Here is a 23,843-nt window from a genome sequence, read left to right as displayed (position 1 = left end):
TTTTACAAGCTAAAATTACGAAATATGCTGGTGCAAGTTTCCGCTGCTGCTCAGTCCGGTGCATTCCCGGAACGCAAATTGCTTACAGCCCAGGCACTTGTTGAATTGAAGATTGTCCAGAGCATAGTTCAGCGCCTCTCCCGTATGGTCGAAGAAACGGTCTTCTCCGATCAGCGAATAGCCGCCGGTCTTCACAAGAAGATCCTTGGGCTGCGGCCGTATGCCGGAGACGGTGACGATGACACCGCGCTGCATGAGACGCTGAATCAGGCTGGTGAAGTTAGCTTCTCCCGTCGTGTCCATAAATGGCACGCTCCCCATCCGCAGCAGCACAACCTGAAGATCAGGATCGGCGAGCAGCTTATGACCGAAGCTCTCGAAAGCGTGGGATGCGCCAAAGAACAAAGCACCTTCCACCGTGTAAATGCCGATCTGCGGGCAGTCGCGATCCTCGGTCACCATATGGGCCTGCACCTTTTCCTTGCTAGAGGAATGATCGGGCAGTACTTTGTCTACCACAAGTGTGCCGCTCATCCGCTTGATGAACAGAATGACCGCTAAGGCTAGTCCAGCTTGTACGGCAACCGTCAACGTCGTGAACACCGTCAGCAGAAAAGTAACGAGCAGGATGAGGGAGTCTCCGGTCCGAGTTTTGAACATGTGGGCGAATGTTTTGTATTCGCTCATATTCCAAGCGACGACCATTAAAATAGGGGCCATGCTCGCCAGCGGAATAGCGGACGCATACGGCGCGAACAGAACAACAATCATTAGAACGACGACGCCATGGATGACGCCAGACAGCGGGGAAACCGCCCCGTTCTTAATGTTTGTCGCGGTACGGGCAATGGCGCCAGTGGCTGGAATTCCTCCGAACAGAGGAGCTGCCATATTAGCAACGCCTTGTCCAATGAGCTCCCGGTTGCTGTTATGACGGGTTCCCGTCATCTCGTCAGCTACGACAGCCGATAGCAGCGATTCAATGCTGCCCAGCATAGCGATAATTAAGGCAGGCTGCACCATCATAAGGATGCGATCCCAGGTCAAATCAAGGGGAGCAAAGCTGGGAAGTCCGCCAGGAATAAGCCCGTAGGCTGAGCCGATCGTCGTGACTTTGCCGGGAAACAGCCAGGCAGCAATCAAAGTAGAAACAATGATGCCCACGAGAGATCCAGGCACCTTAGGCAAAACTTTGGGAGTTAGAATAAGAGCAGCCAAGCATATGCCGGCAATCAGCACGCTGTACAGGTTCAAAGAGGATATCCGCAGGAATATTTCTTTCATATTATAGAAAAAATACTCATGGCGCTCCACTCCCTCAAGTCCAAGAAAGTTAGCGATTTGTCCGCTGAAAATAATGACGGCAATCCCGGAGGTAAACCCGATGGTGACCGGCTTCGGAATAAACTTGATCAGCGATCCCAGCCGAAGGAGCCCCATCAGCACAAGGAATACGCCCGCCAGAAATCCGGCGACCAGCAGGTTTTCGTACCCGTACTGCATGACGATCGCCAGCAGAATCGGGATAAATGCCCCGGTCGGGCCGCCGATTTGGAACCTCGAACCGCCGAACAGAGAGATCAGAATACCGGCAATGATTGTCGTGTACAGTCCGAACTCCGGCTTTACACCTGACGCAATGGCAAAAGCCATCCCTAAAGGAATGGCGACAATTCCGACGATACAGCCTGATACTAAATCCTTGCGAAATGCATCTGCAGAGTAACCACTAAATCGTCCTATCCATTTCATTTCTATAACCCTTCTTTTTTTTATTTTTCGAAGCTGCTGCAACTTCAAATAATCCCCGCCAATGGGCGGGGAACTTACTTTTGTCTGTTCAATTTGTGTCTGCTTCGTGTCTGCTTGGCCAAGTTTATTTCTTGGAATGGGCAATGGCTAATCAGCTTGTTTGTTCATATCCTCCAATAGGGAAATCGACTCTATCAAATGATTGTTGAAAATTTGCCGGGCAACTGCGAGCAAATCGCTGATTAGCGGGTCGCGCAGAGAGTAGATTACCGTTGTCCCTTCCTTTACGCTATTAACTAAATTTTTAGCGCGAAGTACGGCGAGCTGTTGCGATACCGCCGAGCCTTCCGACTCCAGCATCGTTTGAAGCTCATTGACATTTCGCTCCCCCTGGCTCAATATTTCTAAAATTCGAATGCGCATTGGATGAGCTAGCGCTTTGAAAAAATCGGCTTTAAACTGCTGGATGCTTCTGTCCATCACTTCAATACTCCTTGGTTCTATATATTCATATATCTGAAATTTTGAATATTTGAATCAATATGTATAGTATCATGATAATGCATTTCTGTAAATGGTTAATGTCTCTAATGGATCGATGCAGGCAGGCTGCAGAAAAAATAACAACCAGGCAGCCCTGTCAGTTTGGATGAAGGGTACCTGATTGTTACTTTATAGAGCTTATTATGCGAGGCAGCTAGGGGCGCCCCGCAATCCATTCTCATTATTTTGGCATGATCCAGACGATTTCGCAGATACGAACATAGAACTTTTTGCCCCGTGCATCCAAGACGACGTGATCCGACTTGACATCGGCAATGCAACCGTCAATGCCTCCGCGGGTAGTTTCCAGCACAACGTAGTTCCCGACATTGCATTTCAAAGTTTCAACGACATGAGGGTCAACAAGAGATACCTGCAAAGGGTGGTGCATATGTCCGCCGTGGTGGTGCATATGTCCTCCGTGGTGCTGCATGTGGTGATGATGATGCATTGGATAAAAATTGTTCAAGAATTTCACTCCCATTTCAAATGATACGCCATTCTATGCGAATGACTAGTTCGCGGTATGGGCGTTTGCCCAGAAAGGAGCGAAAACATAAGTAACCCGGGAAGGTTTGCTCCCCGGGCGATCTTTCCCGATCAGCTACCGATGCTCGACGAGGTCGATGGCTCCGAGCACGATGTGCGCCAGGCCAAAGCCAAGAGCGCCGGTGGCGGCAAGCTTATACTTGCTCCGAAGCAGTGAGGCGGCTGAAGCGGATACTACGGCTCCAAGAACAGTAGGAATCAAACCTTCACGCATGCATAACACTCCTTTGGATTCAGTTGGAAAGACAACGTTATTCTGATTCGTCCAGATGCAAATTATGCATAGGATTGACAATAGATAGTTGCTATATCTATAATTGTTATACATATAATAATCGCGCGAGGAGGCGTTTAGCGTTGCGGATCAAGGATTCCCTTGGCTATATCATTACGAATACCGGACGTAAAATCACCCAGCATTTAACCCAAAGATTCCATGAATTTGGCATCACATCCGAGCAGTGGGGCGTTCTCCAAACACTGACGGAGGAAGACGGCATCACGCAAGCAGAGCTGTCCCGTCGTACCGAGAAAGACCCAACAAACGTCACCCGTATTCTTGACCAATTGGAGAGGAAGGAATTCATACGCAGAGCAGCCAACAAGGAGGATCGGCGATCCTATCTGATCCATGTCACAGAGAGCGGCAGAAGCTTAAGTCAGAAGCTTCTGCCGATCGAGGCAGAGTTTACGCAGTCGTACTTAAAGGATTTGACCGAGGAAGAGCTTACGCTGCTGCGCCAGGTTTTTCAAAAAATAAATGAACGTTTATAGACCCCTGCAGACAAAGGGCTATATCCCCAAATACAACATAGAAAGCAGGAATAGGATTTGAGAGAAACCAGCTTATGGAATAAGAACTTTTTGCTGATTTGCTTCAGCAGTTTTTTTGTATTTATGACCTTTTATATTTTGGCGGTAACGCTGCCGACCTTTGTACTGGAATCGCTGCATGGCAGCCAGAAGGGAATCGGCCTCGTAACGACAGTGTTCGTTATCGCGGCGGTCATCTTCCGGCCCTTAGCCGGCAAGTGGCTGAATGAGCTGGACAACCGCAAAATCATGAATGTCTCACTCATTCTGTTCGCGGTCTGCAGCGCCCTGTATTTGATTGTGCACGGCTTTGCGCCGCTGCTCGTCCTGCGGGTCATTCACGGGGCAGCCTTCGGCGTTGCGGCGACGACCACCTCGGCAATTGCGATCAAGCTGATCCCGGAGAAGCGCAAAGGAGAGGGGATCGGCTACTTTACGCTTTTCATGAGCCTGGCGATGGTTTTTGGGCCGTTCCTTGGTTTGACCGTTATCACCCACTTTAATTTCCCCGTGTTATTCATCATGTGTCTTATATTCTCGGCGCTCTCATTGGCCTGCGGCCTGCTGCTGCAAATTCCTGGCGAGCCGGAACCCAAGAAGTCTGGCGCTGCCTCATCCTGGCATTGGAGCAACTTCATCGAGACGAAGGCGATTCCGATTTCCATTTCCGGCTTTATGCTGGCATTTTCCTACGGCGCGATTTCTACGTTCATTTCGGTTTATGCCAAAAGCCTGGGGATGGAGCCATTGGCCAGCTATTTCTTTATCGTGTTCGCCGCCCTTATTCTCATTTCCCGGCCTTTCACCGGGAGGTTGTTCGACCGTAAAGGCGAGCATGTGCTGGTGTATCCGGGCTTGCTCTTCTTCGTTGTCGGCATGATCTGGCTCAGTCAGGCCGATAGCATCTTTGCCTTCCTTGCAGCTGGCGGCGTAATCGGTCTCGGGTACGGCGCTTTGCTGCCCAGCTTTCAGGCGGTTGCGATCAAGTCGGCGCCGATCCAGCGCAGCGGGCTGGCTACGAGCACCTACTTTGTCTTTTTTGATGCAGGCTATGGCGTAGGTTCCTATGTCCTTGGCGTGGTAGCCGCGATGACCAGCTACGGTACGATGTATTTCGTCGGTGCGATGGTGGTCGCATTCACCACCTTGCTGTACTATGCGCTGCATCACCGGAGACAGGGCAAAGAGCAGGCGGGCGAGACGTCCGCATAGGTGCGGGCAGCACCAGAATAGCAGCCTCCCAGATTCAAAGCTTTGGGTTATAGGGTAAAAAGAGGTCAATACCGTAAGCCAAGGGAGGGAGCGTTTGATGCGCAAGAGAGCGTCCCAATTGCTGCAGCAGATCATCTTCGTCGGACCATCGACGGTATTCTTCATCTTGATCGTGGCTGCGCCTTTTGTGCTCGGCCTGTATTATTCATTGACGAGCTGGAACGGGATTTCGCGCCAGGCAGACCTTGTCGGTGTAAGCAATTATTTGCATATATTCACGCGAGATCTCGCTTTCCGCAATTCATTTGTCTTTACCGCGAAATTTACGCTGTTTAGCGTCCTTCTAACGAATGTTACAGCATTCATCCTCGCTTATTTGCTGACGAAGCCTTTCCGAACGCGGAACGTGATGCGTACCGTGTTCTTTATGCCCCATGTCATCGGCGGCTTGCTGCTCGGTTTTATCTGGCAGTTTATTTTTGTACGGGGCTTCAGCTCAATCGGCGATTGGACCGGGCTGAGCTTTTTTCAGCTGCCGTGGCTGGGCACTGAATCCACCTCGTTCTGGGCGATTATTATTGTATTCGTCTGGCAGAATGCCGGATATTTGATGGTTATTTACATCTCTGCGATGAACAACGTGCCGAAAAACCTCATGGAGGCGGCGCAGGTGGACGGCGCTGGCAAACGGCAGGTGCTCGGCAAAATCATCGTGCCGCTGATTATGCCCGCAGTGACGGTCTGCCTGTTCCTGGCGATATCCTGGTCGTTCAAGCTCTTCGATCTCAATTTGTCCCTGACCAAAGGCGGGCCGTTCAAATCAACGGAATCCGTCGCGCTGAACATTTACAATGAAGCCTTTAACATCAGCCGGTTCGGCATGGGCTCGGCAAAAGCGATCCTGTTCTTCCTTATTGTGGCGGTCATTTCCATGCTTCAAGTATGGGCCACAAAGCGCAAGGAGGTGGAGATGTGATGGAGACAGCGAAACGGTATAACGGAAAAATCGTGCTGGTCGAGCTGCTGATCATTTTCGGCGGTCTGCTGTTCCTTGTTCCGTTTTATTTTCTGCTGGTCAACTCGCTCAAGAGCTTTGGGGAGATTCTGACGGATGCGGCCGGCTGGCCGTCGGCGTTCCAATGGGAGAATTACGCTGGAGCGTGGGAGAAGACATCTTTTCCCAAAGCCTTCGGGAACTCGCTGCTTATTACCGTGCTTAGCAATCTGCTGCTCGTGCTGATGTGCGCGATGGCCGCTTACCGGATGGCCCGCAGGCCAACCTGGTTTAACCGCATACTGTACATGGCGTTTGTGGCGGCGATGATCATTCCGTTCCAGGCGATCATGATTCCGCTTGTCAAAGTGACGAGCGTGCTCGGCATTATGAATTCGCGAACCGGGCTGATCCTCTGCTACCTTGGGTTTGGCGCGCCGCTCACAGTATTTCTGCTCCACGGATTCGTGAAATCGGTTCCGCTCGATATCGAGGAAGCCGGCCGAGTGGACGGCTGCTCGCCTTATGGCATCTTCTTCCGGATCGTCCTGCCGCTAATGCAGCCGATAGCGGTAACCGTCGTTATTCTCAATACGCTGTGGATTTGGAACGACTACCTGATGCCTTCGCTAATTTTACAGAAGCCGGAGCTGTTTACGATTCCGATCGAAACCTTCGCATTTTTCGGACAGTTCACGAAGCAGTGGGATCTGGCCTTGCCAGCGCTCGTATTGGGCATTACGCCGATCGTGATTTTCTTTCTCTTTATGCAGAGGTATATCATCGACGGTATTGCGCAGGGCTCGGTCAAAGGATGACTACACGATGATTAGGATCGATGGACGGGAGGTTGAGCGGATATGAGAGCAGGAAGGAACATCGGCAGGCTGGCCCTGCTGCTTCTGTTGACTGCATTGCTTGCAGCAGGCTGCGGCAGCCGGAAGGAAGCCGAAATGCAAAACGGACGCAAGGTGCTGCATATTTTCCAATTCAAGGTGGAAATCGCCGAGGCGCTGGAAGGGCTGCAGAAGGAGTTCGAGCAGGAGCATCCGGACATCAAGCTGGAAATCCAGACGGTGGGCGGCGGCAGTGATTACGGAGCAACGCTAAGGTCGAAGTTCGCCTCCGGGGAAGAGCCCGATATTTTCAACATCGGCGGATACCGCGAAATGGAAATGTGGGAGGAATATCTGGAGGATCTGTCCGACCAGCCCTGGGTGAAGGATGTCAAGGAGCTAGCCAAAGAGCCGATGACCAAGGACGGCAAATTGTACGGGCAGCCGATGAACCTGGAAGGCTACGGTTTTATCTATAACAAGGAGCTGTTCCGCCAGGCCGGCATTACCGAGCGTCCGGTCACGCTTAGCGGTCTGCGGGAGGCGGCGGAGAAGCTGGAGGCCGCAGGGATTATCCCGTTTTCCAACGGGTATCAGGAGTCGTTCGTGCTTGGCAACCATAACATGAATGCCGCATTTGCCTATCAGCAAGACCCTGCAGCATTCATCCAGCAGTTAAACGAAGGGTCGGCGAAGTTCGCGGCTGACCCGGTCGTACAGCAGTGGTCGGATCTTTTGGAGCTGACGCTGGAATACAGCAATCCAAACCCGCTCACCACAGATTACAACACCCAGGTGACCCTGTTTGCCAGCGGCCAGGCCGCGATGATGCAGCAGGGCAACTGGACGCAAGGGCAGATCGACGGGATCAATCCGAATCTCGACTTGGGCATACTGCCCATGCCGATCGACGATACGGCCGAGGATAATGATGTACTGTTCGTCGGGGTGCCGAACAACTGGGTCATCAACAAGAATTCTCCTGTTAAAGAGGAAGCGAAGACCTTCCTCAATTGGCTCGTTTCCTCCCAGACAGGCAGGAGGTATATCACCGAGGAATTTCAGTTCATTCCGGCCTTTGACAGCATCGAAGGCACAGAAGAGGATCTCGGGGCGCTCGGCATCGAGGTGCTGAAATACACCGATGCAGGCCAAGCGCTGACCTGGAACTGGTTTCGGTTCCCGAATGGCATGTCGGGCGAATTCGCCAGCAGCATTCAGGCCTACATCGGCGGCAAAATAACGAAGCCCGAGATGTACGAGCAGTTCCAGCAGAACTGGGACAATTTAAGCGTGGAATAGGCAGGCTCAGAAGCGTTGATGGCAATCTATCAATGCTTCTTTTTTTTGGGCAAAAATGAGGGGAGTCTATTCATCTGCTTTGTTCTTTTGCTACAATGCATTAGGATGAATAGGGAGAATGATCAGCTATTGAGGGAGCTATGTATGAACAGAATACTGCGATTTTTACGCCGTTTCATGCTGCAAAAAACGATTTATCGGACGTTCCTCGTATACTATTTGCTCGGTAACCTGCTGCTGCTCGTGCTGCTTGGGATGTTATCCATTCGCGATTCGACCCGGATGATTACGGAAGAGGTGATCCGGTCAAGCAACAAGGTGATGGAGCAGGCCGCTCAAGGCTTAAGCTTCAACCTGGAGGAGACGAAGCGTTCGCTGCTGGTGCTGGTGAGCAACCAATCCGTCGGAGCGATTATGCGGCATGCTGAGGTGCCTGACATGGCCTATTTGCTGCAGCATGAACGAAATATTTCCGAAATTACGCAGAGCATCAATACATACCAGTCACTAATCAGCGATGTTCTAATTCTGGGGAAGAACGGGTATGTCAATAATTTAAACGGACGGAGCTCGCTTTGGTGGGAGTATTCCTTCGGGGCGCAGCCCTGGGTACAGGAATCCTTCCAGTCTCGGCAAGGAGATTATTTTTTTAGCCTGGGCATACACAACCAGGATTACTATTTAAGCTCGGACATTTCTCGATATGGACGTCCTACCTTGTCCGTAGCCATGCAGGTCAAAGGCTTTCGCCGCGAGGTGATCGGCTCGGTCATTGCCAACCTGGATTTGCAGAAAGTAAACAGCATGTTCGAGCGCAACAACTATCAGAACAGAGGGAGCATCTTTCTGATCGACGAGAACAGGAGAATCATCGTTCACCAGAACAACGAAGAAATCGGCCAAATCATGGACATTGACGGAATCGATGAGATATACGAACAGAAGTCGGGCAATTTCCGCACGCCATTGTACGGGGAGGAGCATTTGATTATTTATCAGCCGACAGCGGTTGAAGGCTGGATGATGATCTCCGCCGTGCCGATGAGTGAAATCACGAGCCAATCCGCTCCGCTAAAGTCGAACCTGGCGCGAATTCTTTACCTGTGCCTGATTCTAAATGTGCTGATCAGCCTGGCGGTCACCTTCCGCATTTCCCGGCCGATGCAGGGCCTGCTGAAGACGCTGGACAAAATCGGGACCGACGACATGCTGTATATTCGCGATAAAAACTACCAGTATCACGAAATCAATCAGATCGGCATGAAGTTCAAAGAGCTTATGGACCGGATCGACCTGCTCATTCAGCAAAACTATTTGACTCAGATCGCGCTGAAAGAAGAAGAACTGAAGGCGCTGCAGGCCCAGATCAATCCTCATTTTCTGTTCAATACGCTGCAGCTGCTGCAGACGGAAATTGTATGCGGTAACATCGAATCCTCTAATCATATCGTACTTTCCTTAAGCCACATGTTCCGTTATTCGATGAGACAGTCGGGTGAGCTGGTGGAGCTTAGAACGGAGCTGGAGCACGTACGGAATTATCTTTATATTATGAATAAAAAATACGATGACCGCTTGCAGGTCGACGAGTACATTCCGGATCAGCGCGTATTGCCGTGCAGAATACCCAAGCTGCTGCTGCAGCCTGTCGTGGAGAACTGTATCCGGCATGGATTCGGCGAGGATCGGCGGGAGGGTGCGATCCGCATCAGCGTCACTACAGTGAGAAGAGGTCTGCTTATCGCCATTGCTGACAGCGGCAAAGGGATGGATGCAGATGAGCTCAAACGGCTGAGACGGCAGCTGGACAAGCCGGATGAGAAAAACGGCAATATCGGACTTTATAATATCAATCACCGGATTAAGCTGAACTTCGGGCAGGATTTTGGAATCCGGGTTCGCAGCACAAAAAATGCCGGCACCTGCGTATATTTAGTTGTGCCGAGGATCGAATAAGCTCGTTGTATGAGGGGGACATGCCATGAAATTGCTAATAGCGGATGACCAAACTTCCCTGCACACTTTTTTGGATAAAACGATGGACTGGGCAGCCTTAGGGATTACGGAAATCAAACATGCTTACGACGGCCGGGAAACGCTGCAGCAGCTTGGCGAGTTCCTGCCGGACATCGTCATACTGGACATTCAGATGCCATTTATGAGCGGGATCGAAACCCTGCAGCAGCTGGATCATTCCATAAAGAAGCCGAAAACCGTCATTGTAAGCGCTCACGATGAATTCACCTATGCGCGGGAAGCGCTGCGTCTGGACGTCTATCAGTATTTGCTGAAGCCCGTGGATGTCGTATTGCTGAAGAAAACCATTCTTGAGCTTACATCCGCCATACATGCAGAGCAGCAATCCGTTCTGGCCCATGAATTCGGGAAGCTGGTGCATTCCAGGTCTGCGTATGCCAATAGCCTCGCCGTTGTCGAGCGGGCCTGCGGCTTGCTGAAGCTCCAGCAATGCGCCGTCCTCCAGATCGAAGGAGAGAGCCTGAGCGAGCCGCTGCTTGCGGAATGGCTGCTCCAGGCGGAGCCGTCGCTGATTCCGGTCGTTTACCGAAAGAGCCGGGATAAATACAGCTGCCTGCTGGGAATAACCGCTCCCATGCCGGAATCCCGGTTGCTGGAGCTGTGCCAGGAGACGTTATCCCGTATTCAAGCCCATATACCCGAACTTGCGGTGAGTATTGGAGCGAGCCGAATGATGGACGGATGCCGTGCTGACCAGCTGCCGGAGCTGCTGGAGCAGAGCGAGGAAGCCGGCAGGCTGGGCTTCTATACCTGTGAACCCGTGAATGCTTACCAGGAGGAAGCATTTAACGAGGCATGGGGCATGCAGCATTTTCAGAGCTATGAGCAGGCCTATCGGGAGATGGTTGTCCGCGAATTCGCTCCGGAGGCCGCCAGGAAGCTGACCGCAGAAATGTTCGATTATTTCCGGAGCTCGCGGATTCCGCCGGAGGATGTCTATTCTCTAGTTCTTCATTTTCTGTACGTCATTGCCCAGTCGATTCCGACTATGGGCAGGTCAAGTACGAAGCTCGATAATATCACGATGGATGACCTTAGGAGCTATCGTAATATTCGGGAGCTGGAGCTCTTATTTATGAGCTTAATCGGTCATATCGCCAGCATCATGAAAGGCCCGAACCTGACGGAGGATATGGTTATGAGAGTGAAGCAATATGTCGACCTCAACTATGGGGAAGATTTGTCTCTGCAGATGGTGGCGGACCGGTTTGGCGTCGACCGCTTTCAGTTAAGCAGGCTGTTCAAGCAGGAAATGAATGTGAACTATTGGAATTATGTGATTCAGATTAGGATGGAGAAGGCCGCCGAATTGCTGCTCCGCACGGAGGAGAAGAACAGCGTGATCGCCTCCGTGACTGGATTTGTCGATGAGAGTCACTTCAGCAGGACGTTTAAAAAATACTATGATGTGTCCCCCAAGCAATACCGTCAGCTCCACCGAGGCGAGAAACATTAAGCCGTGCAACGAAATACAAGAAGTTGCGCAACAATATGAATTCCGCCGCGAAAGGAACCGGAGTAAGCTTTGAAATGAGTGTAAGTGCTTACAATGTTGAAATAAGGGGGAACTAAACGTGAAAAGAAAGTCACTGCTGTTGATTATGGTTATGATCGTCACGATGGTGCTCAGCGCCTGCGGAGGCAAAGACAGTTCTGAAAGCGCAGCCAGCGGCGCCGAGGGCGGGCAAAGCAAGCAAAAGGTGAAGCTGAGCATCCTAGCCTGGAACAATGAGTCCGAAATGAAGCCGGTGCTGGAAGGGTTCCAGAAGAAATACCCGCATATTTCTTTCGATTTCCAATTTGCTCCGCCGGTCAAAGACTATATTTCGAAATTGCAGACGATGCTGCTGTCGGATTCCGCGACGGATATTTTTATGATCGCTGCCGAGAACCGCAATGAAATTATCGACGGCGGACATGCGATCGATCTGACAGACTATCCGTTCATGGATGTCATGCTCGACAGCAATAAACCGATGCTGAGCAAGGACGGAAGAACCTACGCTTTTACACAAAACGGCTGGGTAGGCGGTTGGTTCTACAATAAGGCGCTATTTGAGAAAGCAGGTATTACGGAGCTCCCTGAAACCTGGGATGAGTTCATCGCCGTGTGCTTGAAGCTGAAAGAGGCAGGAATTGTCCCGATCTATGATACCATGCAGGATTTGACGCAAATCCATTCGGCTCTATACGGGAACATGGTGCTGTCCCAGGACCCTGATTTTGACGAGAAGATCTTTGCTGGCGAAAAAACATTTGCCGATGGATGGACAGAAGTGTTTAAAGTGTGGAAAAGAGATTTGATCGATACGAAAATTTTGACCTCCGACATGATTGGCCTGACTGGAGATCAAGTTGAAAGCGAGTTTGCACTCGGCAATGTCGCGATGTTCTTCAGCGGCCCGTGGGTGATGGATAAATTGACGCAGGTGCCGGATCTGGATTTCGGAGTGATGGGTCTGCCTGGGTTCGAGAAAGGCCAGAGCTACTATGTCGGGGCGCCAGGCGTAGGGTTTGCGGTGAATAGCAAGACGAAGAATAAAGAGGAAGCGCTGCTGTTCCTGGAGTACTTAAGCACGGAAGAAGGCCTGCAGCTGTTCTATGAGGGCACAAATTTAATCATGACGGCCAAGGGCTTCGAGGCGGAAGTGCATCCTGCCCTGCAAAACGCATATGAGGAAGGCCTGATGGAAGGCAGAATCTATTTGCCTATGGTAACTTGGCCAAGATACCAGGAAGCGCTCAGAAACCAATTCGTTGTATCGACCCAGGATATGGCTGTAGGTAAGATAACGCCGGAGGAAGCTGTTCAAGCCATTGATAAGAAATTCATTGAGATGGAGAGTTACTAAGGTCTAGCTCACTGAAAGGAAGATCAATTTTGGGTAAATTTATGCGACAGCTGCAATACCAGGTGTTTCTGATTCCGATTCTGATCATCTATACCTTGTTTACGATTTACCCGTTAATTCGCTCATTTATGCTCAGCCTGACTAATTTTAACGGGTATTCAACGAACTATGACTTTATCGGCTTGAAAAATTATGCGCGCTTATTCGCCGACAATGCGATCGTATCGGGAATATCATTTACGATATTGTTTGCGGTCGCAACAACGGTGCTGGTCACTTTACTTGCGATTCCGCTAGCGCTTGTTCTGGATCAGAATTTTTTCAGCAAAAATGTATTGCGGGCGGTCTTTTTCTTCCCGTCCATTCCGAGCGGCCTGCTGTTGGCCTTTATCTGGGGGTTTATCTTCGCGCCGATTCCATCGGGGATTCTAAACACATTCCTGCGCGAATTGTTCGGGATGTCGGCACAGCCATGGTTATCCGATCCTGTGCTGGCCAAGGTATCGACGATTGTCGTCGCTGTTTGGGCCACGACCGGCTGGCACGCGGTCATTTATCTGGCCTTCCTGCAGTCGATTTCCAAGGACTTCTTCGAGGCGGCGGCTATCGATGGGGCCAACAAGTGGCAGCAGATCCGCTACATTACTATTCCGCTGCTGGCTCCGGCGATGACAGTGAGCGTGCTGCTCTTAATCACGAATGGTTTGAAGGTATATGAAATTCCGTTTGCATTGACGAACGGCGGACCTGGATTTGAGACGCATACGATTACGCAGGTGATCGTGCTCCGGGGGATTTCCGAAGCTCAGTTTGGCCTCGCGTCTGCGATTTCGGTCATCTTCTTCCTTATCGTACTAGTGATTGGCTTCGTCCAATTCAACCTGATGCAGAAAAGGGAGGAGCGCATGCAATGATAGGATCCAAACGGAAATTATGGATACTGGATGTTCTTATGCTTCCTTTCGGACTGCTCACTTTTTTCCCTTTTTACATCATTATCGTCAACACGTTTAAAAGTGAGTTCGAAACGGCAACGAAGCCGGTCAGCTTGCCTACAAGCTGGAACTTCTCGAATTATGCCAGAGTCTTTGAGGAGACGCCGATACTGCGCAGCTTTGGCAACAGCTTGTTTCTGACCGTAACGGCCGTTATCCTGATGGTGCTGATCGGAGCCATGGCAGCGTATCCAATCGTATATAACCGGACTCGCGTAAACCGGGTCATTATGGGATATTTGCTGCTTGGGTTCATGGTTCCGTTTCAGACGCTGCTCGTGCCGCTGTTCCAGTTGATGACCAACTTGAAGCTGGTGGATAAGCTGTATGGATTAACGACGATGTATTTAGGGGGCTCGGTGTTTGTCTTCTTCCTGATCCTGGGGTATATGAAGACCATTCCGAAGGATCTGTCGGAGGCAGCCATCATCGATGGCTGCTCGATCTGGGGCATATTCTGGAAGATCCTCCTGCCGTTGCTGCAGCCGATTACCGTAACCTGTGCTGTACTGCAAACGATGTGGATCTGGAACGATTTCCTGTCTCCGATGCTGTTCCTTAGCTCCCGGGAGAATACAACGCTCGTTCTGGAGATCTACAAGGCAAAGGGCGAATTCGCGGTCAATTGGCCGATGTTCATGACGATGACGGTCATTACCCTTGCTCCTGTGTTTGTATTCTTTATCGCCATGCAGAAGCAAATCGTAGAGGGGATCGTTGGCGGGGCAGTGAAAGGATAAGAGAATTCAGGCAGTGAGCGACAAAATCACGAAGCCGAGATATACGACCCAATTCAGCCGAACTGGATAATAAGAGCGTGGAAACAGGCTGGAAATTAAATAGAAACTACAAGCTGGAAGCTGCCTTCAACGTGATGTTGGGGGTGGCTTCTTTTGTTAATTCAACCAGATAAGGGACTTTATTGCTATAAATTATTAAGTGTAAGTTAGCCGATAAACACTGTACATATTAATAAATTTATTTAAAAAGTATGGTGTTGATAAACTTTAAGCTTTCAATTTTCAAATGTTTAACAATTTGGCGGTGATTGTATGGAATTTGTGGAGTTGATTCTTATGCTCATAATAGTTGACATACTGGCCTTTTTAAAATTTTGGTCCATGAGATATGAAAAGAAAACAATAATCTGTATTTTAATCCTTAGTAATGTCACTTTTATTGTGATTTATTTAATTAAATATAGATACTAATAAAATTGGGCAGATAGCTCAAAGGTGGCTACAAAGGAAGTATGAACAATAATCTGCTTTTAAAAATTTGTGAATCATTGAATAGCGATGGGTTAAGTTTAAGTGAATTGGCTACCGAAATTAATCATATCATCTCGCAGCATAAGCTTAGCGAACAGCTAGAGCTAAATGGAAGTATTAATAAGCAACAATTAGCTCGGCTCTATAGTGTTCTTAACTTAGTTCATATGGATTCATCAGTTAAAGAGCATATAACATGGAGTTATTTTAAAAATAAATATGAGGAAACGAATACAACGTATATCAGCAAAGAGTTGCTTGAAGAAGTCGTTGAGACTTATAAGGATAGTAAGTATTTAGGGCTGGAGAGTTTGATTATTGATGCATTAAAAACAGACAAAATACAATTAAATCAAATCTCAATGTTAGAAAAAAGCTTTTTTAGTAAGGCATTTATAAAAGAAGCAGTTGCTTTTAAGCATAGAGAAATTGTCCGAAATGGAGGAATTCTTGACAAGGAACAGGTCGCAACGCTATTAAAGTACCTTGCGTATACATCGCTCGAATTTGCAATAGATCAGCATGCAGTTTCAAATGATGGCTTACTTGAAATTCGCAAACCAAGCCCTCAAGAAAATGATAGAAGGCTGAAAGAAAATTTATTTAATAAGGCTCAAAAACTCTACAGCCTATCTGATAACAGAGGTGATTAAGATTCAGTATTTTACAGACGAATTGTGGTCTAAGATAAACAGTGAAGATGAATCATCAGGATCAAAAATTCTCGTAAACTTTAGCAATAAAATGATAGAAATATCTAAACAATAGAGAGGGGGGCCAATTTGAATCTAAAAGGTAATTGTACGATTAGTTTTATTGATAGCTCGCTAACTATGGATGAATTACATAACATACTAAAAATAACTCCAACAAAAATTATTAAAAAAGGACAAGTTATTAGCGAAGCAATTAATAAAAGCGCTGATTCAAATAAATGGATGTATAAAGAAGTTCTAAATGAGGGAGAGGAACCTTCCGAAGTAATAACGAGACTTCTTAATCAGCTAAAAACAGAAAACATACAACGCATTATACAAACTTGCAATGATGCTGTTATAGGATTATATCTTAACTCTGAGTATGGACAAATGGGATTTGAGTTATCCGCGGAAAACATTGCAAGATTGTCTGAATTAAAGATACGGTTTGAGGTTCATATACTTTCTTTGGGTAAGGTCGATTGAGTACTAACGCCGATTTATTTGGAAATTATGATCCAGCTTTTCTAGAAATTGAAGTTCAATCAGTATCAATTTTATTTGATAATTTTCCAGAATTTAATTACAATCATGTTCATGTTGTCATCCCCATAAGATACAAGGGTAAGACCATTGGTATGTATAAGGTCTTGTTTACTTTTGATGGTCATATAGAAGATGATTTTTTTATAATTGATTAGTAATAAATTTAAAAAAAGATTACATAACCAAAACGCCCGTTACCACGGCTAAAGTGGAAACGGGCGCTTGTGCTTTATATATTTTACTGTTCTCCTGTACACGGGGAGAACACTTTGGTTCCTGCTCAGACTACAACCACAATCATTTTCTAAAACAACAAAAGCCCTGCCTCTCTTTTGTCCTTGCGGCTCCGATGACCGCGCCAGTGTGAATCAGAAATACATTAAATCCTTACTTTGGGTCATTCATAGGAATTTTCATACCTGGTCAGGTATAGGAGGGCTATAATCTTGTGAGGAACTACTTTAAAAGCGATTTTGCAACTCAATTTTTCATTATACTATAGTTAAATCGTTTAGGCAAGAATGTTTCGCGAAAAAATAAATCCGCCTCAGTGCATGACTGAAGCGGGAAGGGGGGATGCGGCCATACCGCTGCTTCGGACATCGTCCGTTGCGTGTGCTGCATGACGATGACCTGCCTGCGTAGCGCGCTGTTTAGCGCATGATGGTTGTCTGTCCGGCATATGGTCGACAGCCATCCAAGCACGCCTCGGACCCGCCTCGTGCGCACAGGGAGTAGTGTGCACGAGGTGCTCAGCACTGTGCTGCAAGATGGCGCCGGTCGGCGCAGCAAGCTGAGCTGAGCGCGGGCATTACGAGTCTATCATCGGTCCATTCATCTAGCGTTTAGTTAGCAAAGGTATAGCTGTCGTTGGTTTTGTTTAACAACTCCTTTAATCCAGATGTGGCGTACAGCTTCTTCTCCTTGGAGATGAACAATGCTTCCGTATCCGGCGTATCCTCAATAAACTTCAATCCGTCCTCGATGCCAAGCACGAACAACGTCGTGGACAAGGCATCCGCATCGGTAGAGTGCTTCGTCACGACGGTGACGCTGCTGATTCCGTTATCTACCGGATAGCCCGTGCCTGGATCGAGAATATGCTGGTAGAGTTTGCCGTCCTCGATAAAGAACCGCTCATAGATGCCAGAGGTGACGATGGTCTTGTCGGCCACTTGAATCGTACCGATCGGATTGCCCCGTTCTTTGTCCGGGTCCTGAATGCCGATGTTCCACAGCTTGCCACCCGGCTTATTGCCCATGGCATAAATATTGCCGCCGAGGTCAATGATGGCGCTGCTGAAGTCTTGCGCTTCCAAATACTCATAGATAGCGTCTGCCGCATAGCCTTTGCCGATGGAGCCGAGGTCGATGGCCATGCCTTCTTTTTGCAAATAGATTTCGTGCGTGTCCTTATTCATTTCTATTAAATGATAGTCGCTAAGCGCTTTGGCAGCTTCGATCAGATCGGCGTCGGGCACCTTGGCGCCTTCATGGCCGATGTTCCATAGTGTGACCAGGTTGCCGATGGCGGGATTAAACTTTCCGTCCGTCCGCTTCGCGTAGCTGAGCGCTTTCTCGACCAACTCGAACGTCTCGGGGGAGACCTTTACGGGCGACTTGCCGGATTGGCTGTTCACCTGATAGATTTCACTGCTCTCTAGCGTGCGGCTGATTTTCCCGTCGATATCATTTAGCAAGGCTTCAATCTCGTTAAAATGCTCCCTGTTTGCCCGATCATCGTATATTTTTACGTTGACGACGGTGTCGAATATGAAGAACGTTTCTCCCATTGGCTTCACGGTTTCATGGGCACTTGCCGTCTTATCGCTGGATGTGCCAGAGTCCTTTGACGGGTCCGAATTTTCGCCGCAGCCAGCCAATAGAGCCGTTGATAGTAGTAGCGTTAATGCTAGAGTAATCAGTTTATTGTGCTTCATATGTGCCGCCTCATTTCATTTGCTTCTAAATTAATTCATTCAAATTTATTGTATCAAGAATCGTGAGGTGTTAAAAGTACTTTTTTTCACAAAGTAATGATTATTCCATTAAATTCCTTATAAAGTGAGGGTTTTGTGACATCGGGAAAAATGAGAGAAATCGCACAGGTTAATCATTGAAGGATTGGGGGGGAGGGGGTATAATGAGATCGTCTAAGATTTATATAATCAAAAAATAAGGGAGTTTTCTCTATGAAACGTGGAGATATCCTGCTAATCGGCTTGATTGTCATCATTGCCCTGGCATTTCTTATTCCCAGGTGGTTTTTTGAAGATTTAAGTGAAAAAAATCACAATGACAATCCTCTTGTAGCAAATATCAAGGTCGATGGAAAGCTGGTACGATCCGTGGAGCTCACGGAAGAGGAGCAAATCATTGAAATCGAAACGGAGGACGGCCTCAACATTTTGAAGGTGCATGATTATGGCATAGAGATGATTGAGGCGGACTGCCCAGACCAATTATGCTTGACCTTCGGGTTTGTCCAGCGGAATGGGGGGACGATCGTCTGCCTCCCTCACAAAATGATCGTAGAAATTGAAGGAGCTTCCGGGGAAGGAGATGAGATCGATGCCATCGTTAAATAAACCAGCCGCGCCGAGAACGCTTAACGGCGAATCTTCCACTCTCGTGTTGAAAAGAACGGTTATCGTCGCGATTTTCGCCGCGGTTGCGGTCGTGCTTAGCGTAATTGAATCGCATATTCCGATTAATATGGGAGTGCCAGGCGCCAAACTGGGACTCGCGAATATTATGGTGCTGACCTGCCTTTATTTCCTGCGGGCGAGGGACGCGCTGATGATGGTGCTGCTAAAAACGCTGCTTACCGCTTTTATCCTTGGCACGTTCTCCAGCTTCTTGTTCAGTATTATGGGCGCGCTGTTCAGCTTCGCGGCGATGTGGTTCCTGCTCCTGGTAGGACGCAAGAGACTAAGCATGATCGGTATAAGTATCGTCGGGGGGATTGCCCATAACATTGGGCAGCTTACCGCAGCATCGTTGTATTTCCTTACGACGAATATATTCTATTACTTGCCGATGCTCCTTATTACAGGGGTGCTGACGGGGGTTGCGGTCGGGATTGCGGTTCGTTATTTGATACCTGCGCTTTCCAGATTGTCGTTGTTTGAATCGTTTTTGACGGATTAAGGGGGTGAGGAGATGGCTGCAGCACCATTCGCTTACGAGTTGAACGGAGTTTCCTTCGCATATGCGCCGGATGCCCCGGTTCTGAATGAGGTGACGCTCCGCATTGCTTCTGGAAGCTGGGTATCGATCGTCGGGCCCAACGGCTGCGGCAAATCGACCCTTGCCAAGCTGCTGGGCGGACTGTTGGCCGCAAATAGCGGTACGATTGTGGTGGAAGGCCGCGAGCTGACGCAGAATTCGGTCTGGGAGATCCGCCCCCGGATCGGCATGGTATTCCAGAACCCGGATAACCAGTTTATCGGCTCCACGGTGGAAGAGGATATCGCCTTCGGCTTGGAAGGACGCTGTCTCGCCCGCGAGGAAATGAGGGACCGGGTGCAGCGTTACGCCGAGAAGCTTGAAATCAGCCAACTGCTGACCAAGCATCCGGCGGAGCTGTCCGGGGGGCAGAAGCAGCGTGTAGCCATCGCCTCGATCCTGGCGATGGAACCAGGCATCATAATTTTCGATGAAGCCTCCTCCATGCTGGATGAGAAGGCGCGCGGCGAACTGCTGCAAATCTGGAGGGACATGCGCGGCAGCGGTGAATACACGCTCATCTCGATTACGCATGACGCGGAAGAGATTATGGCCTCGGACCGGGCGATCGTGCTCCGGGGCGGGGCCATTGCTGCCGATGCAGCTCCGGTGGAGCTGTTCGAGGATGAGGAGCTGCTGCAGGCTTGCCGCTTGATCGCGCCTTACCGGGTCAGGCTGGCGCAGGAATTGCGGAAGCGGGGGATGGATGGAGAAGAAATTTTCCAAGGCCGGCAAACGAGGAGGCGGTGACATTATGGCGATTACATTCGAGGAAGTCAGCTACGCTTACGATGACCGCAGCTTATGGCGAAGCGGGGCGCTGGAGGGCGTTAATCTCGACATTCAGCCCGGAACATTCATGGGGATTGCCGGGACGACAGGCTCCGGCAAGTCAACGCTGCTGCAGCATTTCAACGGCATCCTGAAGCCGACCGCAGGCCGCGTGCGGGTTCTGGATGTGCTGATAGGCGCCGAGGAGAAGGTGCCAAAAATGCGTGAGCTGCGCAGACGCGTGGGGCTGGTGTTTCAATTTCCCGAACAGCAGTTGTTCGAGGACACGGTGGAGAAGGATATCTGCTTCGGCCCGCTTAATTTCGGTATGTCCCTCGCGGAAGCGAAGGACCGGGCGAAATGGGCCTTGGCCTTGCTTGGACTGGATGAATCGCTGCTGCAGAGGAATCCCTTCCATTTAAGCGGGGGGCAGATGCGCAAAGTGGCCATAGCTTCGGTGCTCGCTATGGACCCCGAAGTGATCGCCCTGGATGAGCCGACGGCTACCCTTGATCCACAGAGCCGGGCTGAACTGGCCGCACTGTTGTCGAAGCTCCACCGGGAGCAAGGCAAGACGGTCATCGTCGTGACGCACCGGATGGAGGAACTGCTGCCTTACGTGGATGGGTGGATCGTGATGAAAGGCGGACGGACGCTGTTTCAGGGCACGACCGAGGCTATGGTCAGGGAAGCTGCCGTCCTGGAGCAGGAGGGGCTGGCCCTTCCGGAATGCATTACGTTATGGAATAGACTGGCTGCCGAGTACGGGCTAGAGGCGGAGAAGCCGTGCTTGACGCCGGAGTCATTGGCTGAACGTCTTGCCGAGGTGCTCTCGGCGGGAGGCTCATTAAGAGACAGAGAGGAGAGATTGGCATGCGGGGAAAGCTGCTAATCGGCCGAAGCATCGATACGGGCTCCTGGATTCACGGCCTCGACCCGCGGGCGAAGCTGACGGCCATGGTGCTGTATCTCATTGCAATCATCGCTGTCGGTTCGTGGCCTGCGCTTGGCGCCGCCGCTGTTTTTTCGCTCGCTTATATGACAGCAACGAAAATTCCACTCAAGTATTATGTCAAGGCGGCAAAACCTCTCTGGATGCTGATGGTGTTTATTTTCGCCGTGCAGTGCTTTACGGTGACCGAGGGAAGTGCGCTGTGGCAGATCGGCTCATGGACGCTGTATTCCGGAGGAGTCAGCCTTGGGCTGATCTCGGCTTCGCGGATGGCGCTGCTCGTATCTTTTACCGCGATTCTGACCTTCACGACGACACCAGGGCTGCTGAACCAAGGAATGGCCGGCGTGCTGAGGCCGTTTGAAGCCATTGGATTATCCGCGCAGCGTCTGACTTTGATGATGAGCATTGCACTGCGGTTCATACCGACGATTCTGGATGAGGCGCAGAAGATCGTGAAGGCACAGGCCGCCCGGGGCGCCGATTTGCGGGAGCTGCCGTGGAAAGAGAAAGGGAAGATGCTGGTGTCCCTGCTCGTTCCGGTGACGGTGGGGGCTTTTCGCCGGGCTGAGGAACTGGTGCTGTCGATGGAATCGAGAGGCTACCGGATCGGGGCGCCGCGTTCGGAATACCACATGCTCGTCTGGAAGCGCCGCGACACCTGGTTCATTTTGTCCTTCGCTATTCTGGCCGCGGCCGTGCTGACGTATAGATTCGCGCTATAAATGTAGGAGCTGATCTCGCGATTTTCACTATACACTATAAGGCAGGACATAAGGTAGCAAACTTGTGCTATAGGATCGAAGATAGGAGTGCAAACTGCTCTAAAAGAAAGGGCATAAGCTAACGATTTATGCTGTAAGTCAGAATATCGGCTAGCAATTCTCACTTAAAGGAAGGACATAAGCTAGTAACTTTCACTAAAAAGAAGGACATAAGCAATAGTAATTTATAATTTGTACTATAACGCAGGACGTAAGCTAGCAATATTTCGATATAGAGCATGGCATAGGCTGGGGATTTGTGCTAAAACGCAGGATGTAGGCTATCACTTTTCCGCTATGGGGTATGGAAGTAATGCTCGCAGGTAGATTATAAGGATGCGTGGTTTTATTAGATAGATTGGAGTAATTGTTTAAGAATAAATTTTAGCTGGCCGGATATAGAAACAAAAGTTACGAACCCGGATATGGATGAAATACTCATATAGATATGAAATGCTCTGCTCAAACCTATTTAGTGAAAAAAATCACACTCGCTAGCCGCTCCAACTAATATGGACTGCTATACAACTTACTCGGAGTAAGGAAGGGGAGAAACGCTGTGGCACGTTATTTTAATGGAAAAGAAGTCGAGCTGCTTGCGCCAACGGGAACGTTTGAAATCTTCAAGGAAGTGATTCGTGCCAATTGCGACGCCGTTTATTTCGGAGGACCAAGCCTCAATATGCGCATGATGCGCAAAGGATATAATTTCAGCCGGCCGGAGATGGTGGAGGCGGTCGAGTTAGCCCATAGCTTGGACAAAAAAGTGTACGTCACGGTAAACAACCTGCTAAACGAAGGGGAAATTGAAGAGGCGCGTGAATATTTGCGTTTTCTGGAGCAGGCGGGACCGGATGCCATTATCGTGCAGGATTTCGCTGTTCTGGCGCTTATTCAGGAAATGAGCTTGAAGCTTCCCGTGCATTCCTCGGTCATGATGAACGTTCATAACCGTGAGATGATTGAGGCGCTGAAACAGATGGGCGTCACCCGGGTCGTTACGTCCAGGGAGATGGATCTGATGACGACGCGGTATTTGCGGGAGACGACCGGCATGGAGCTGGAATACTTCATTCACGGCGACATGTGCTCTGTTCATGGGGCGAATTGCTACTTCAGCTCGCTAGTGTTTGGAATGAGCAGCAATCGGGGCAAGTGCCTGAAGCCGTGCCGCTGGGACTACCGGGTGAAGAAGGACGGCTACGTGTATCCTTCCGAATATCCGCTTGCCGTCAAGGATATGTTCATGTACGAACACATTCCCGAACTGATTCATGGTGGAGTAACGTCTTTTAAAATCGAGGGGCGCATGCGCGACACGGAGTTTGTGCTGATGCTGGTCAATGCGTACGGCGACGCGATCGACCGGTACATTGCCGATCCGGTCGGCTTTGAACGGAGCAGGGATACCCAGCTGCTGTACGACAACCGCAAGCGCGATTTTTCCACCGGTTATGCGTTTGGCCGCCCAGGTCTGTCCTACATTAATAAACGCTATGAGGGAACAGGCAAATTTTATAGCACAGGCAAAGTATTCAGCACGCCGACGGAAGAGCGGAAGCTCGGGGATAAACGACTGGGAGAGGTTGCGGCCCATCTGGCCGAGGCGGCGACTCAGCCTGCCCATGCTACGCCCCATCTGACCGGGGCAGCGACCCATCTAGCCGAGACTACGCCCCATCTGGCCGAGGCAGCGACTCATCTAGCCGAGACTACGCCCCATCTGGC

At 49.8% G+C, this 23,843-nt stretch carries 23 protein-coding genes; 18 read left to right on the top strand and 5 right to left on the bottom strand.

All coding sequences use genetic code 11. The annotated features are described in order from the left end of the window. Nucleotides 1-15: 15 nt before the first annotated feature. The 4 genes from G358_RS29250 to G358_RS0100770 form a co-directional block, all read right to left on the bottom strand. Entirely contained in the window at nt 16-1,752 is a 1,737-nt protein-coding gene (locus G358_RS29250) for a SulP family inorganic anion transporter (protein WP_033403693.1), read from the bottom strand. A gap of 147 nt (nt 1,753-1,899) precedes the next feature. After that, nucleotides 1,900-2,232, bottom strand: a complete 333-nt coding sequence (locus tag G358_RS0100780; protein ID WP_019635289.1) for an ArsR/SmtB family transcription factor — start codon at nt 2,230-2,232, stop codon at nt 1,900-1,902. A gap of 244 nt (nt 2,233-2,476) precedes the next feature. Further along, nucleotides 2,477-2,707, bottom strand: a complete 231-nt coding sequence (locus G358_RS32025; protein ID WP_240479915.1) for a DUF2642 domain-containing protein — start codon at nt 2,705-2,707, stop codon at nt 2,477-2,479. 192 nt (nt 2,708-2,899) lie between these two features. After that, a complete protein-coding gene (locus G358_RS0100770; protein WP_019635287.1) occupies nt 2,900-3,058 on the bottom strand; it encodes a hypothetical protein in 159 nt (52 codons plus the stop codon). Nucleotides 3,059-3,201: 143 nt separating this feature from the next. Here G358_RS0100770 and G358_RS0100765 point away from each other — a divergent pair, with 143 nt between their 5' ends. The 12 genes from G358_RS0100765 to G358_RS0100705 all read left to right on the top strand — a co-directional run bounded on the left by G358_RS0100765 (nt 3,202) and on the right by G358_RS0100705 (nt 16,340). Further along, nucleotides 3,202-3,618 carry a MarR family winged helix-turn-helix transcriptional regulator gene (locus G358_RS0100765; RefSeq protein ID WP_019635286.1) on the top strand — a complete coding sequence of 139 codons (417 nt, stop codon included), beginning with the start codon at nt 3,202-3,204 and terminating at the stop codon, nt 3,616-3,618. A 57-nt stretch (nt 3,619-3,675) separates the two neighbouring features. Then, nucleotides 3,676-4,869, top strand: coding sequence for an MFS transporter (locus G358_RS0100760; RefSeq protein WP_019635285.1), 1,194 nt, complete (start codon nt 3,676-3,678; stop codon nt 4,867-4,869). A gap of 97 nt (nt 4,870-4,966) precedes the next feature. Further along, the gene (locus tag G358_RS0100755; RefSeq protein WP_019635284.1) at nt 4,967-5,845 is read left to right on the top strand and encodes a carbohydrate ABC transporter permease; all 879 of its coding nucleotides are present in this window, start codon (nt 4,967-4,969) and stop codon (nt 5,843-5,845) included. Further along, a complete protein-coding gene (locus tag G358_RS0100750; protein ID WP_019635283.1) occupies nt 5,845-6,681 on the top strand; it encodes a carbohydrate ABC transporter permease in 837 nt (278 codons plus the stop codon). The genes G358_RS0100755 and G358_RS0100750 overlap by 1 nt, the downstream gene beginning before the upstream one ends. Nucleotides 6,682-6,723: 42 nt before the next feature. Then, entirely contained in the window at nt 6,724-8,001 is a 1,278-nt protein-coding gene (locus G358_RS0100745) for an ABC transporter substrate-binding protein (RefSeq protein ID WP_019635282.1), read from the top strand. 144 nt (nt 8,002-8,145) lie between these two features. After that, nucleotides 8,146-9,957: a cache domain-containing sensor histidine kinase gene (locus G358_RS0100740; RefSeq protein ID WP_019635281.1), complete on the top strand. Its 1,812-nt coding sequence runs from the start codon at nt 8,146-8,148 to the stop codon at nt 9,955-9,957. A 25-nt stretch (nt 9,958-9,982) separates the two neighbouring features. Next, the gene (locus G358_RS31505; protein WP_019635280.1) at nt 9,983-11,494 is read left to right on the top strand and encodes a response regulator transcription factor; all 1,512 of its coding nucleotides are present in this window, start codon (nt 9,983-9,985) and stop codon (nt 11,492-11,494) included. Nucleotides 11,495-11,612: 118 nt separating this feature from the next. Beyond that, nucleotides 11,613-12,890: an extracellular solute-binding protein gene (locus tag G358_RS0100730; protein ID WP_019635279.1), complete on the top strand. Its 1,278-nt coding sequence runs from the start codon at nt 11,613-11,615 to the stop codon at nt 12,888-12,890. Nucleotides 12,891-12,919: 29 nt separating this feature from the next. Next, nucleotides 12,920-13,804 (top strand): carbohydrate ABC transporter permease, encoded by an 885-nt coding sequence (locus G358_RS0100725; RefSeq protein ID WP_019635278.1) that lies wholly within the window; start codon nt 12,920-12,922, stop codon nt 13,802-13,804. Continuing rightward, the gene (locus tag G358_RS0100720; protein WP_019635277.1) at nt 13,801-14,625 is read left to right on the top strand and encodes a carbohydrate ABC transporter permease; all 825 of its coding nucleotides are present in this window, start codon (nt 13,801-13,803) and stop codon (nt 14,623-14,625) included. The genes G358_RS0100725 and G358_RS0100720 overlap by 4 nt, the downstream gene beginning before the upstream one ends. Nucleotides 14,626-15,137: 512 nt before the next feature. Then, nucleotides 15,138-15,809 (top strand): hypothetical protein, encoded by a 672-nt coding sequence (locus tag G358_RS0100710; RefSeq protein ID WP_019635275.1) that lies wholly within the window; start codon nt 15,138-15,140, stop codon nt 15,807-15,809. 129 nt (nt 15,810-15,938) lie between these two features. Next, nucleotides 15,939-16,340, top strand: coding sequence for a DUF4279 domain-containing protein (locus G358_RS0100705; protein WP_019635274.1), 402 nt, complete (start codon nt 15,939-15,941; stop codon nt 16,338-16,340). A 905-nt stretch (nt 16,341-17,245) separates the two neighbouring features. Here G358_RS0100705 and G358_RS0100695 read toward each other — a convergent pair. Next, nucleotides 17,246-18,340 (bottom strand): FAD:protein FMN transferase, encoded by a 1,095-nt coding sequence (locus tag G358_RS0100695; RefSeq protein ID WP_019635272.1) that lies wholly within the window; start codon nt 18,338-18,340, stop codon nt 17,246-17,248. 252 nt (nt 18,341-18,592) lie between these two features. Between G358_RS0100695 and G358_RS0100690 the strand changes: the two genes are divergently transcribed. From G358_RS0100690 to G358_RS29240, 6 genes are all read left to right on the top strand, one after another. Beyond that, nucleotides 18,593-18,988, top strand: coding sequence for a NusG domain II-containing protein (locus G358_RS0100690; RefSeq protein ID WP_019635271.1), 396 nt, complete (start codon nt 18,593-18,595; stop codon nt 18,986-18,988). Beyond that, nucleotides 18,972-19,550 (top strand): Gx transporter family protein, encoded by a 579-nt coding sequence (locus G358_RS0100685; RefSeq protein WP_019635270.1) that lies wholly within the window; start codon nt 18,972-18,974, stop codon nt 19,548-19,550. The genes G358_RS0100690 and G358_RS0100685 overlap by 17 nt, the downstream gene beginning before the upstream one ends. A 12-nt stretch (nt 19,551-19,562) precedes the next feature. Further along, entirely contained in the window at nt 19,563-20,378 is an 816-nt protein-coding gene (locus G358_RS0100680; protein ID WP_019635269.1) for an energy-coupling factor transporter ATPase, read from the top strand. A gap of 4 nt (nt 20,379-20,382) precedes the next feature. Next, nucleotides 20,383-21,291, top strand: coding sequence for an energy-coupling factor transporter ATPase (locus tag G358_RS0100675; protein ID WP_019635268.1), 909 nt, complete (start codon nt 20,383-20,385; stop codon nt 21,289-21,291). After that, on the top strand, nt 21,273-22,076 hold the full coding sequence (locus tag G358_RS0100670) for an energy-coupling factor transporter transmembrane component T family protein (RefSeq protein ID WP_019635267.1): 804 nt from the start codon (nt 21,273-21,275) through the stop codon (nt 22,074-22,076). The genes G358_RS0100675 and G358_RS0100670 overlap by 19 nt, the downstream gene beginning before the upstream one ends. Before the next feature lie 598 nt (nt 22,077-22,674). Beyond that, the coding region (locus tag G358_RS29240; RefSeq protein WP_019635266.1) for a peptidase U32 family protein at nt 22,675-23,843 on the top strand (1,169 nt) is incomplete at its 3' end.

It is taken from the genome of Paenibacillus fonticola DSM 21315 (assembly GCF_000381905.1).
Classification (GTDB): domain Bacteria; phylum Bacillota; class Bacilli; order Paenibacillales; family Paenibacillaceae; genus Fontibacillus; species Fontibacillus fonticola.
The sequence above is the reverse complement of the archived record's forward strand: the minus strand, read 5'-3'. Positions and strand labels throughout refer to the sequence as shown.